Below are 12,530 nucleotides of genomic sequence, written 5' to 3'. Positions count from 1 at the left end.
TCCTCACCGTTCGGATTCATTTTTATCTCAACTAGTATAACAGAAAAAAGGAGTTGCCTCAAAAATAAATTTAGGACAACTCCCTTTATCATCTATTCTTTTGTCAAAACTAAGTTATTGATCAAGAATTATATCTAATTGTTCAATTGGCATTGGCTTGAAATAGAAATATCCTTGTCCTACTGTGCATCCTAGCGCACGTAGAATCTCAACCTGTTCCTCTGTCTCTATGCCCTCTGCCACTGAAATCATTCCTAAATTTAATGCTAACTGAATAATAGAGCGAACAATAGCCAGAGTTGCTGGATCTTCAATAGCATTGATGAAGCTTCGATCAATCTTTAGTTCAGCAAACGGTAGCTGTTGCAAATAGCTTAATGAAGAAAAACCTGTTCCAAAATCATCTACGGATGTTTTAAAGCCATAGCTCTTTAGCTCTTGAATGATCTTATAGGCTGATTGAAAATCTACTAAACCAATATTTTCTGTCACCTCTAAGATAATATAGCTAGGGTCAATATTATACTTCCGTACAAGTTTCAGTGTATCTTGAACAAAATGCGTGTAGTAAAAATGATCAGGCGAAATATTGACAGCAATTTTCACTAATTTCTTTCCCAGGCGTTGTCGTTCTGAAAGCCATGAGAGTACCGTCTCTAAAATAAGCACATCAATTTCTCGCACCTTACCAGCACTCTCTGCTACTGGAATAAAGAGTGCTGGTGAAACAAAGCCCAATTTTGGAGAAATCCACCTTGCAAGTGCTTCAATACTTTGAATTTCCCCATTGCGTAAATCTACTTTAGGCTGTAAGTGGACTGTTATTTCTTTATTTTTGATGGCTTCTGACAAATGATTTAAGATCGTCATCTTCTGTACCAGCACATCGTTTTTCTCTGTTGTAAATATTTCTGTATGTGTGCCTGGCCTATCGATTGCAAAGGATAACGCATTATCTGCAAAACGAATCGCATCATTAATATTTATGTCTTCATTATATGAAGCAATTCCTGTTTTTAATGTAATATAGATTTGCTTTCCTCCTATGATAAAAGGCTGGCGAATCGTTTCTTTTATTCTCATCTCATAATCATTCAAATCTTCATGAAGTGACATTGTAGTCATAATCAAACTAGAGCTAGTAAATCTAGCAACATATTCATTACTTTCTGACTTGTCTTGCTCAAGACGTTTGGCAAGTTGTCTTAAAAGTTCATCACCAATTTCACGACCGTACAATTCAACTACTTGATGAAATTCACTAGGTTTTAATATTTTAATAAAGCCGCTTTGCCCCTGCTGGACTTCCCTTTCAATCGTATTAACAAAGCTGTGACGATTAGGTAGACCTGTTGTAATGTCTGTATAGGCTAAATCCCAAATTTTTTTCTGCGTCCTTGCATATGAATAAGCCAATGCAACAAGAGCACCCATTTTTCGAAACATATTTTTAAGCATTTGGTCACTTTGTGTTTTTTGGCTAAATATTGAAAAAACACCTATTACTTGCCGCTGTTGATTACGTATAGGGATAAACCATCCATGTGACTTTTTAGCTAGCGAAGCATATTGCTTATGTTCTTTCGGAATATTCACTTCATCTAAATTCTCTATGAAAGTAGACGTTTCTGATTCCATGACCTTCTTAAAGAAATCATTGTTTGCACAACATCTTGGTACGCTCTCTGTTTGATTACCTCCTATGAAAACTTGTAATTGGTTTACTTCTGTTTTTATGAGCACCATACTTGCAATATTTGGCATAAAAAATTCATCGAGTCCTTGACAAATAAGCTTCATCTTTTGCTCAAAAGAAAACTCCTTCTCAATCGCCCTATACATATCATTTTCTAAACGCATTAAGAAGTCTTCCGTATGATAATATGTAACATCCTTCACAAATACTAAAACAAATTGCGTTATATTTGCCTCATTGCAAAAAGGTAATGCTTGTATTTCTGCCCAAAAGGGAGGTTTATCGATGCCATTATGATATAGCTTCGCCTGCACCATTATGCCGTTATGTATTTTTTCTTTCATCATTTCAATGGTTGTCTTTTTTTCGTCCATTGATAGCCATGAAAAATACTCAGTATTTAAGATTTGTGAACGTGCAGCATTAGTAAGCATACAAAATGAATCATTACACTCTACTATGTAATGATGCTTCGTTGCATCAAAAATAACGTAGCTTTCTTTCGAATTATTCCCTAATTTGCGAATGCTGTTTAATAATACATCATAATCTGTGTTTAACGATTTAGTGACCATCCAACCCCTCCTTTTCTATCAATTCATCTCATTTCCATTGTACATAAAATTTAATTAAATTTTCACTTTTATTAAAAAAACTTCTTTTCTAGGACACTATCTGTCCTCTGCCTTCTATAATATATCCCTTTATACCGTTTTTATGTAAATTTATTCAAAAATAAGAGGATTATTCTACTTTGTTAGAAAAAAGATGTTTTTTACAGTTTAATCCTCGATTTCCAAAATAAAAAGCTGTATTTAAAGTAAATTTTGTACTTTAAACACAGCTATTATTCTATTGATTATACATATAGTGGATGCTTATCAGTTAATGCCTTCACACGATCTTTTGCATCTGCTTTAACTGTTTCATCTTCAGGGTTTTTAAGAACAGCTGCTATAATCGCTCCTACTTCTTTCATATCTTCCTCCTTAAAGCCACGAGAAGTGACCGCTGGAGTACCAATACGAATTCCAGAAGTGACAAATGGAGATTCAGTATCGTAAGGGATTGTATTTTTATTTGTTGTAATACCCACTTCATCTAGTGCGTGCTCTGCTACTTTACCAGTTAAACCAAGAGATTTAACATTTAGCAGTAATAAATGATTATCTGTACCACCAGAAACAATTTCAACTCCCTCAGCAATTAATACTTCTGCTAAAGCCTTTGCATTGGCTTTAATTTGTTTTGCATAGTCTTTAAATTCTGGTTGTAAAGCTTCTCCAAATGCTACAGCTTTTGCAGCGATAACATGCATTAATGGGCCACCTTGAATGCCTGGGAATACAGATTTATTTAGTTTTTGCTCCCATTCTTTTGAAGCAAGAATTAATCCACCACGTGGTCCACGTAATGTTTTATGTGTAGTTGATGTAACAAAATCAGCATATGGCACTGGTGATTGATGTTCGCCAGCAGCTACAAGTCCAGCAATGTGTGCCATATCCACCATGAAATAGGCTCCGACTTCGTCTGCAATTTCACGGAATTTAGAGAAGTCAATTTCACGTGGATAAGCAGATGCACCAGCAACAATCAGTTTCGGTTTATGCTCTAAAGCCTTTTGTCGTACATCTTCATAATCAATCACTTGTGTATCTTGTGTTACACCATACTCTACAAAATTATATAGAATACCAGAGAAGTTTACTGGAGAACCATGTGTTAAGTGACCACCATGTGAAAGGTTCATACCCAGAACTGTGTCACCTGGTTCTAGAATCGTATGGTAAACAGCCATGTTTGCTTGTGCACCTGAGTGTGGTTGCACATTTGCATATTCTGCTCCGAAGAGTTCTTTTACACGATCACGTGCAATATCCTCTACTACGTCTACATGCTCACAGCCACCATAATAGCGTTTACCAGGATAACCTTCAGCGTATTTATTTGTCAGTACTGATCCTTGCGCTTCCATCACTGCTTCGGATACAAAGTTTTCTGATGCAATCAATTCAATATTTGCTTGCTGACGTGTTTTTTCTGCAAGAATTCCATCTAGTACTGCTTTGTCTTGTACTGCTAATTTTTCATATGCCATGTTTGAAAAAGCCTCCTAAAGTATCGTTATTCATCTCTACCACTAAATAGGGTGGTAATTATTTATATACTGCACGTTCTCCGCCAATTAGCTTAGGACGTGTTGTTGCAATCGTCACAACAGCTTCTCCTACCATTTTTACCGATGTTCGAACAGGTACAGCTACTGCTTTCAAATGCATACCGATTAATGTTTGTCCAATATCAATACCTGCATGTGCCTGTATTGTTTCAACAATCACTGGATTATCAAATTGCGTATAGGCATATGCTGACATTGAGCCGCCTGCCGTACGTACTGGGACAACCGCTACTGGATCATAGCCAAATTTTTCAGCTGTTGATGCTTCCATAGTAATGGCGCGATTTATATGCTCACAACCTTGGAATGCTAAAAGCAAATGATGCTTTGCTGCAAATTCTTGTAACGGCTCAAAAATGGCTTCTGCTATCTCCAATGCTCCCGCTGTGCCAATTTTCTGACCAATCACTTCAGATGTAGAGCACCCTACTACAAAAATTGTATGGGGTCGTAATGTTACTTGCTCTTCAAATTCACTGAGTAACTGAGTCAAATGTGTTCGTATTTGTTTTACAACCATTAAGCTCAGCTCCTTCATCTATATCCATTAAAATCATGCCATATATGACATCCTATACGAATGCCATATATGGAATAACAAAACTATTATTGCTCTAGTTCAGTAATTTTTTCAATACGGCGTACATGGCGGCCACCTTCAAAATCGGTTTCTAGCCATGCTTGTACGATTTCACGTGCAAGGCCAGGGCCAATTACACGTTCGCCCATTGCTAAAATATTTGAATCATTATGGCAACGCGTTGCCTTGGCACTAAATACATCATGTACTAATGCACAACGTATGCCCTTGACCTTATTAGCGGCAATGGACATACCAATTCCTGTGCCACAAATTAAAATGCCTTTATCAAATTCTCCGTTAGCAACACCCTCAGATACAGGTTTTGCATAGTCTGGATAGTCTACTGAATCCGAAGATTGTGGACCAAAATCTTCGTAGCTAATTTGAAGTTCATCTAATAGCTGCATAATCTCACGACGTAAGTTATTGCCTCCGTGATCAGAAGAAATTGCTATTCTCACTGGGTTCCCTCTTTTCGAATTATAGTCAACCTTAGTGTACCACTTCTTTCTGAAGAATAACACGATTTTTCTTATGTTTTTACGTTGATTTTTCCTGAAAGACGAACATTAATTGTATGTTAACACAAAATTATTCACTTTTAAACTTATTTTTTGTGGATAATGTGAATATCATGTTAATAAGTTCGGATAATGGTCTTTTGTTGTAATATTCCATCTACTGAAGTTTTTTTAGCTTTTTACTTACAGTGGACATAAATTGTCCTTTAATAAAAAAGGTTATACATAAATCCGATTTTTCATGGGATTTATGTATAACCTTCAGGACTATGCTTGTCTATCAAATTGTTGGATCATTTTATGCAATGCTTCCGATTGCTTTTTCAAACTTTGAGCTAGATGCTCGACTTGTTCAATTGCATAGGCTTGCTCTTCAGCTGCACTACGAACTTCCTGTGCACCTGCTGACGTTTGTTCCGCAATGGCAGCAACTTCCTGTGACTGTCGAGCTGTCGTTTCAATATTATGCATTTGCTGTTCGATTAAAGAAGAAATCTCAACAATTGATGTTGCCATTTCATGTACATTAGAAGCCATATTTTCTACTGCTGTCGTTGTTTCAGAAACTCGATCGGCCTCCTTTGTTGCAAAGGCAACTTGTTCGTTCATTTGTTTCACAACTACTTCTACGTTTTGCTGCATAGTTTGAATTAAAGCAGTAATTCCTTGCACTGCTTTTGCACTTTCATCAGCCAAACCACGAACTTCTTCAGCTACTACTGCAAAGCCCTTTCCATGTTCTCCAGCACGAGCAGCTTCTATAGAGGCGTTTAGTGCCAACAGATTGGTTTGTGCTGCAATGTCACCAACTAAGCTAATTATTCGTTCTACCTGTCCAGCATTCTCTTCTAGCGCATGAATGCTTTTTAATGCCTCATTATTACCTGTCGCAATTTGTTGAATACTATTCACTAATGTTTCAATGGCTTTTGTTGTTGTCGATAAATTATGTAGAATCTCTTTAGTTTGTGATGCTGATGCCTCTGCCCTACTATTTACCTCTGTTGCAAGCGTTCTTACATCTTCAATCGCTTCAGCAGTATCTTGTACAGCTGTTGCAGATGCTTCTGCTCCTGTAGAAATATGCTTTACAGTAGACGCAATGCCTTCTGCCTTTCTAGTTGCCACTCCTGCTTCATCTGAAAGCTGGATAATCGATTGATTTGTTTGTTGGAAGTTGTGATCAATACTTTCCACCATTTGACGTAAATTTAACACCATTTGTTGGAATGCCTCTGCCACAGATCGAATCTCATCATTTGTATTAGGCATTTGTACATCCTGTCCTATTTTTCCTTCCGCCACAAGTGTTGCTGAATGCTCAAGCTGCTGTAAAGGCTTGATGAGGATTACACTTAAAAAGGCAGCTAATATCCCTGACCAAGTTATCCCTAACGCATACGTAATCACTTCAAAAACTTTTCGATTTGTGTCAGGGAAGAAGGTAGGTTGTAAAAACTCAATGAATATAAAACTGACACTGTAGGTGATTAGTGCAAGAACACTAACAAATAACACCAACTTTAGGCGTAAACCAAATTGTTTTTTCATAGGACCCCTCAATTCTTTTCGAGTTTTTGTATTAATTGATTGACCAGTTCTTTTAATTCTGCAAATGTTGCTTCATAAATTGCTCTATTACCACCATAAGGATCCACTACATTTTCTAAACTGCCCTCATTTGTATACTCTTTCAAGGTAAATACCTTATGCTCAGCTTCTGGATAATTGGAAATGACGGTATCTTTGTGAGCAGTCGTCATTGTTAAAATTAAGTCTGCCCATGCCATTTCAGCTTGGGATAATTGCGTCGCAAAATGTTGATGGGACATTTGGGCTTCATTCAACACTTGTTGTGCAAGTGCTGACATTTGTGCATTAGGCATCGCATAAATACCAGCTGAACGCACTTCTACATTGTTTATTTGTTTATGTTTTAAAATAGCTTCTGCCATCGGACTGCGACAAGTATTGCCTGTACAAACAAATAATATTTTCACACTTATCACTCTCCAATTTTATCTATTGTTGAATAGCTAGAATACTCATGATTATAAATATAATGCCGGCAACGATTTGAATTTTATTGCCAAAAAAGACTTGGCTCCTACGTGCTATAACTAATGACCCATAAGCACAAATTAATGCACTTAAGCCTGCACTCATAATAAAAATCGTTTTTTCTAAGTTAAGCATACCAAAAGAAACACTAACTGAAAAGGTGTCTAGGCTTGCAGTCACTGCTAAAAGTACAGGTGAAATCGTTACTTTTTCATCTCTGTGAGAAAATAATAATAAATGCATACCGATACAAAATAATAAAATACTTGAAATCCATTGTCCCCATTCTAATAGAAATCGAACTAAATAGCTTCCTAATTCAAACCCTAATAAAGGAAAAAGCATATGTAATGCAGCCGTCCATAATGATAAAAATAATCGATATCTAACATTTGGCAGCAAAACATATAGACCAATCACATCAACAGACGTTAATATACCTGCAAGAATTCCCTGCAAGAACGCACTCCTTCACTCCCTAATATTTTATCATTTTATGCTCGAAAATACATTATTATCATAACTGTTTACTATTTGTTTTTCGTTTTTAACATATAATAATTAGACAAAAAAAGACAAAAAACATGTGGTTCTTCAATGTCTTTTGCCTATAATTATTCTATTATAATGAATACCATTTACCTCCAGAGGCTTTTTCAAGTCTATTCATAATAGCTGCACCTACTCCTTCTATTGAAGTAGTTGTTGCTAATATTACGGTAGCGGTAGTTTTATCACATGCTCTAAGTGCATTATATAAGGCCGCACCCATTTCTTCTTTACTTCCCGCTTCACCAATAGAGAAGTAAAAATCCACTTTAATTCCCTCAAAGTTCTCAGGTGCCAGTAGTGCTACACTATGCCCTTGTCTTTGTAGATGTAGAACAGCTTCGTTGACTTTCTCAACATCACAGTCTATTAAATACACGGGAGCATTTGGTGCATAATGCGTATATTTCATTCCCGGTGCCTTAGGCGTTGCGTCTAGCTTCTGTTCTATTTTAGTTGGTTGAATCACGGGGCCAATCTTAGCCTCAAGCATTTCCTTCGTAATGCCACCTGGACGTAAAATTACTGGAGGTTCATGTGTCACATCTAGTACAGTAGACTCAAGCCCAATGCCTGTAGAACCTCCATCTAAAATATAAGGTATGTACCCTTCTAAATCATCTAAAACATGAACGGCTTCTGTAGGACTGGGCTTTCCACTACGATTAGCGCTCGGTGCAGCAAGCGGTTTTTGGAGCTGTTGTAGTAAGGCAAGCGCTACTGGATGATCAGGCATTCGAATGCCTACTGTTGATAACCCAGCTGTGACACTTTTAGCTAATACATTTGGCTTCGCTGGCATCACCAGTGTTAATGGTCCTGGCCAAAATAAATCCATGCATTGTTTAGCTATGTCAGAAATATGGTCGATATAGATCGCTACTTCCTCTTTTGTACCAACGTGGACAATTAAAGGATTATCTGAAGGTCGACCTTTTGCTTCAAATATCTTTTTAACAGCCAGATCATTTGTGGCAATCGCTCCTAAGCCATAAACCGTCTCTGTGGGAAATGCCACTACCTCTCCTGCATTTAAGATATCCACAGCTTGTGTATAATTAATCTGACTATTCACATTACTGTCCACAACCTTACAAACAGTTTTCATGATTAATACCTACCTTCAATTATTCGTTTTCACTGAATTATCCACATATTGTTTATAACTTATTAAAAAATGTGTATAAGTTGTCTGAATTTGTGCACAATTCATTCAAAAAGTCCTTTAATCCATTCCCATATAAAGAATGTAACTTGTTCTTTTTCTTCTACTTCTACTTCTTCTTTTACCTCTTCTTTATCAGGTTCACAGATCGATGGGAAGATACTGCACCACCAGTTATCTCCGCGTGCATCACCAATTTTTACAACAATTGATTGATAGACATTTTGAGGATAAAGTACAGCATCTTGTCTTTTTGGTGGGAATAAATTATCCCCAACAACAACCTGTGTATCCAATTGTGGATAATTTTCGCTCAGTTCAGCTTCAATTTGTTGTTTTAACAAAAGAATTTGCTCATTCCCAGCAAATCCAGCGGTACCAACTTGTAAAAAGTATGGCTTCAAATCTTGAACAAGCTGCTGTTTCTCTAGCTGATCTTGTGCTGTATTACTGTTTGCAATAACACGTATACGAAAATCTTTTTCTTGCACATCATTGGAAGATTCCTTCGCCAAACCTACTAATGTTGGAATATATAAAACACATAACTGTAAAACAATCGCAATTAATACTAGTCTAGCAAAAGCTAGAAAGATATTTTGTTTAGGTAATCTAATAATCTTGTATTCGTTTAACATAAAAATCCCTCCTTGCTCAACATTGTTGGCAAGATCAAGAAACTTTATACATGTAGCTCACAAAAAATCATTCGAGGTTTACCATTAATATCTTTTTCTACTGAAACTGTTGCCTGTGGAAAACTATCTTGGAAGAATTTAGCTACTTTCTCCCCCTGTGTATAACCGATTTCTAATCCAATCAACGCTGGCCTATTCATATAAGCTGGTAATTGTTCGGCTAATTTTCTATATAAAATAAGACCATCTTCCTCGGCAAAGAGGGCACTATGCGGCTCATGCTCTAGCACAACGCTTGACATTGCTTGTGCCTCATCAAATGCAATATACGGCGGGTTCGATAAAACAATATCAAATTTTTCTCCTGCAAGTGGAGCAGCTAAATCTCCCAATCTAAAATCAATATCTGCCTCTAATTGCTTTGCATTTTTTTGAGCAGTTGCTAGTGCAGCTTCTGATAAATCGGTAGCTATGACCGTTAATGCTGGACATTCCAGCTTCATTGAAATAGCAATGGCTCCACTACCTGTACCGATATCAGCCAGCTTCAATGTTTGCTTTGTAAATATTTTAGGTAGTCGATTAATTGTTCCAAGCACCAATTCCTCTGTTTCAGGTCGTGGAATTAAGACAGATTCATCGACTAAGAATGAACGACCATAAAACTCCTCATACCCAACACAATATTGGACAGGTCGACCATTGGCATGTTCTTCTATGAGCTCATTAAATTTCATTTGCTGCGCTGCTGTTAATTCATCTTGCAAATGCAACATAACTTCTCCATAACTAGTACCAAGCACATGTTGCATAACAATCCGCGCTGCTGTTTGTTCACAACCATTATCCACTAAAAAAGAAGAAGCCCACTCAAGGGCCTCCATCACATTTTTATAAGTCATCATTTAAACGCTCTAACTTCGATGCTTGTTCTTCTAAAATAAGAGCATCGATAATCTCGTCTAGTCTGCCTTCAACGATTTGATCTAGCTTTTGAATCGTTAAACCGATACGGTGGTCGGTTACGCGGTTTTGTGGATAATTGTAAGTACGAATTCGCTCAGAGCGATCACCAGATCCAACAGCTGATTTACGCGTAGCATCAATCTCCTTTTGTGCTTCCTGCATATACATATCTGCAACACGAGCACGAAGAATTTTCATTGCTTTTTCACGGTTTTTAATTTGTGAACGTTCATCCTGCATCGAAACCACAACACCTGTCGGTAAATGGGTCATACGAACAGCAGACATCGTTGTATTTACAGATTGACCACCTGCACCAGATGATGCAAATGTATCTACACGGATATCTTTTTCATGGATTTCAACATCTACTTCCTCAACCTCAGGTAAGCAAGCAACTGTTGCTGTTGATGTATGAATTCGACCTTGTGATTCTGTAGCAGGGACACGTTGTACACGGTGTGCGCCATTTTCAAATTTGAATTTTGAATAGGCTCCTTGTCCATTAATCATAAAGATTACCTCTTTATAGCCGCCCATTGGGTTTGGTGTAGCTTCCATAATATCAATTTTCCAGCCTTGCGTTTCTGCATAGCGAGAATACATACGGAACAAGTCACCTGCAAAAATATTAGCCTCGTCACCACCAGCTGCCCCACGGATTTCCATAATAACGTTTTTATTATCATTCGGATCTTTTGGAATTAATAAAATACGTAATCGCTCTTCTAGCTCTTCCTGCTGTGCTTTTAAAAGGTTAAATTCTTCCTTTACCATTTCGTGCATATCAGGGTCTTTTTCGCTATCTAACATTTCTCGTGTATCTACTAGCTGTTCTTTCACACTTTTATATTCACGATAAGTATCTACTGTCTCTTGGATATCTGATTGTTCCTTAGAATATTCGCGTAATTTCTTACTATCATTAACAATATCCGGATCGCTCAAAAGCTCAGTAAGCCTTTCATAACGATCTTCCACTGCCTGTAATCGATCAAACATGGATTTCACCTCTATTTAGTTTTTTAAATTGCTCCTTTTTTACAGAGAAGCCGCTTTCATCAAAATTACGCTAAGGCGTAATGGTTTTTTCATTTCTTATTCCACTACTTAGTATAAGGAAATTTTCACATGTATGCTACTTTTTCTTAGCGCTGTAACAAAGCTACTTAGCTTTATAGCGGTGGATTTGCATGACATTTTCGGCAAACAGGATAATACGAATCATTGCCACCGATTTGAATTTGATCTCCTGTGTAAACTGGCTTTCCACTTTCATCTACGCGCAAATTCATGGTTGCTTTTTTATGACAGAACCAGCAAATTGTTTTCATTTCCTCAATTTTATCTGCATATGTAAGCATGTACTGGCTACCTTCAAATAGCTCATTTTGAAAATCATTTTTTAAACCAAAGCCCATTACGGGAATGTCCAATTTATCCACAATGTTAGCTAGCTGTAAAACATGTGCTTTTTTTAAAAATTGAACTTCATCCACAAGCACACAATAAGGTTTGACAGCATTAGTTTTCACTATTTCAAAAATATTTGTATCTTCATAAACAGGAATGGCTTGTTGTCGTAAACCTACTCGACTGGAAACAAAGCCCACCTCATCACGCGTATCTAGACCTGAAGTAAACATCATTACAGGTTTTTGTTGTTCTTCATAATTATGGGCAACTTTTAGAATTTCTATTGACTTCCCACTATTCATTGCACCATGTTTAAAATATAGCTGTGCCATTTTGTCTTCTCCCTTTCTTTGTGTCAATCTGGATTTTGAAAAGACTTGCATCAACGTGTATTATTTACTGAAAAAAATACCTGCCAAGCGCATGCTTGGCAGGTATTAAACTAACATTAGTTTTTAAGACCGTATTTTTTGTTGAAACGATCCACGCGACCATCAGCAGACGCGAATTTTTGACGGCCAGTGTAGAATGGGTGACATTCGTTGCAGAACTCGACAACGATGTTTTCTTTTACTGAACCAGTTTTGAAAGTGTTCCCACAAGAGCAAGTTACTGTTGCTTCTTTGTAGTCTGGATGAATTCCTTGTTTCATATTCGTTTTCTCCTCTCGCCCTGAACCATCTGGAACAGAGTATTATCGAACTGTACCTTACATAGCCCGAATATGTCGACTACAAAATTTGTGTCGAAGTG

Annotated in this window: 13 protein-coding genes; all 13 read right to left on the bottom strand. The window is 37.1% G+C overall.

The features are described from left to right. Positions 1-114: 114 nt before the first annotated feature. Entirely contained in the window at positions 115-2,271 is a 2,157-nt protein-coding gene (locus L6W14_RS02690) for an EAL domain-containing protein (RefSeq protein WP_237899267.1), read from the bottom strand. Between the two features lie 284 nt (positions 2,272-2,555). Next, complete coding sequence (gene glyA, locus L6W14_RS02685) at positions 2,556-3,797, bottom strand: serine hydroxymethyltransferase (RefSeq protein ID WP_237899257.1); 1,242 nt, start codon at positions 3,795-3,797, stop codon at positions 2,556-2,558. A gap of 58 nt (positions 3,798-3,855) precedes the next feature. Beyond that, positions 3,856-4,398, bottom strand: coding sequence for a TIGR01440 family protein (locus tag L6W14_RS02680; RefSeq protein ID WP_237899256.1), 543 nt, complete (start codon positions 4,396-4,398; stop codon positions 3,856-3,858). Positions 4,399-4,484: 86 nt separating this feature from the next. Then, a complete protein-coding gene (gene rpiB, locus L6W14_RS02675; protein WP_237899254.1) occupies positions 4,485-4,922 on the bottom strand; it encodes a ribose 5-phosphate isomerase B in 438 nt (145 codons plus the stop codon). 327 nt (positions 4,923-5,249) lie between these two features. Continuing rightward, a complete protein-coding gene (locus tag L6W14_RS02670) occupies positions 5,250-6,533 on the bottom strand; it encodes a methyl-accepting chemotaxis protein (protein ID WP_004269465.1) in 1,284 nt (427 codons plus the stop codon). Between the two features lie 8 nt (positions 6,534-6,541). Beyond that, positions 6,542-6,982 (bottom strand): low molecular weight protein arginine phosphatase, encoded by a 441-nt coding sequence (locus tag L6W14_RS02665; protein ID WP_131520792.1) that lies wholly within the window; start codon positions 6,980-6,982, stop codon positions 6,542-6,544. A 22-nt stretch (positions 6,983-7,004) separates the two neighbouring features. Next, entirely contained in the window at positions 7,005-7,502 is a 498-nt protein-coding gene (locus L6W14_RS02660) for a manganese efflux pump MntP (protein WP_131520791.1), read from the bottom strand. A 163-nt stretch (positions 7,503-7,665) separates the two neighbouring features. Further along, on the bottom strand, positions 7,666-8,700 hold the full coding sequence (locus L6W14_RS02655; RefSeq protein ID WP_131520790.1) for an L-threonylcarbamoyladenylate synthase: 1,035 nt from the start codon (positions 8,698-8,700) through the stop codon (positions 7,666-7,668). 101 nt (positions 8,701-8,801) lie between these two features. Then, the gene (locus tag L6W14_RS02650; RefSeq protein WP_237899252.1) at positions 8,802-9,395 is read right to left on the bottom strand and encodes a stage II sporulation protein R; all 594 of its coding nucleotides are present in this window, start codon (positions 9,393-9,395) and stop codon (positions 8,802-8,804) included. Positions 9,396-9,439: 44 nt separating this feature from the next. After that, positions 9,440-10,300 (bottom strand): peptide chain release factor N(5)-glutamine methyltransferase, encoded by an 861-nt coding sequence (gene prmC / locus L6W14_RS02645; protein ID WP_131520788.1) that lies wholly within the window; start codon positions 10,298-10,300, stop codon positions 9,440-9,442. Further along, positions 10,287-11,363: a peptide chain release factor 1 gene (prfA, locus tag L6W14_RS02640; RefSeq protein ID WP_004269459.1), complete on the bottom strand. Its 1,077-nt coding sequence runs from the start codon at positions 11,361-11,363 to the stop codon at positions 10,287-10,289. Before prfA ends, prmC begins: the two co-directional genes overlap by 14 nt. Positions 11,364-11,536: 173 nt before the next feature. Continuing rightward, positions 11,537-12,109 carry a thymidine kinase gene (locus L6W14_RS02635; protein WP_048395608.1) on the bottom strand — a complete coding sequence of 191 codons (573 nt, stop codon included), beginning with the start codon at positions 12,107-12,109 and terminating at the stop codon, positions 11,537-11,539. A gap of 116 nt (positions 12,110-12,225) precedes the next feature. Beyond that, positions 12,226-12,429, bottom strand: coding sequence for a 50S ribosomal protein L31 (gene rpmE, locus L6W14_RS02630; RefSeq protein WP_004269457.1), 204 nt, complete (start codon positions 12,427-12,429; stop codon positions 12,226-12,228). Positions 12,430-12,530: the final 101 nt, after the last annotated feature.

The sequence above is a fragment of the Lysinibacillus sp. ACHW1.5 genome, assembly GCF_022014815.1.
Taxonomy (GTDB): Bacteria; Bacillota; Bacilli; order Bacillales_A; family Planococcaceae; genus Lysinibacillus; species Lysinibacillus capsici.
This window is presented reverse-complemented; position numbering and strand designations above follow the sequence as displayed.

Coding starts and splice junctions, on each gene's coding strand:
- L6W14_RS02680 (WP_237899256.1), bottom strand. CDS start 4,398: ATGGTTGTAAAACAAATACGAACACATTTGACTCAGTTACTCAGTGAA.
- L6W14_RS02670 (WP_004269465.1), bottom strand. CDS start 6,533: ATGAAAAAACAATTTGGTTTACGCCTAAAGTTGGTGTTATTTGTTAGT.
- L6W14_RS02690 (WP_237899267.1), bottom strand. CDS start 2,271: ATGGTCACTAAATCGTTAAACACAGATTATGATGTATTATTAAACAGC.
- L6W14_RS02655 (WP_131520790.1), bottom strand. CDS start 8,700: ATGAAAACTGTTTGTAAGGTTGTGGACAGTAATGTGAATAGTCAGATT.
- prfA (WP_004269459.1), bottom strand. CDS start 11,363: ATGTTTGATCGATTACAGGCAGTGGAAGATCGTTATGAAAGGCTTACT.
- rpmE (WP_004269457.1), bottom strand. CDS start 12,429: ATGAAACAAGGAATTCATCCAGACTACAAAGAAGCAACAGTAACTTGC.
- L6W14_RS02650 (WP_237899252.1), bottom strand. CDS start 9,395: ATGTTAAACGAATACAAGATTATTAGATTACCTAAACAAAATATCTTT.
- L6W14_RS02635 (WP_048395608.1), bottom strand. CDS start 12,109: ATGGCACAGCTATATTTTAAACATGGTGCAATGAATAGTGGGAAGTCA.
- prmC (WP_131520788.1), bottom strand. CDS start 10,300: ATGATGACTTATAAAAATGTGATGGAGGCCCTTGAGTGGGCTTCTTCT.
- glyA (WP_237899257.1), bottom strand. CDS start 3,797: ATGGCATATGAAAAATTAGCAGTACAAGACAAAGCAGTACTAGATGGA.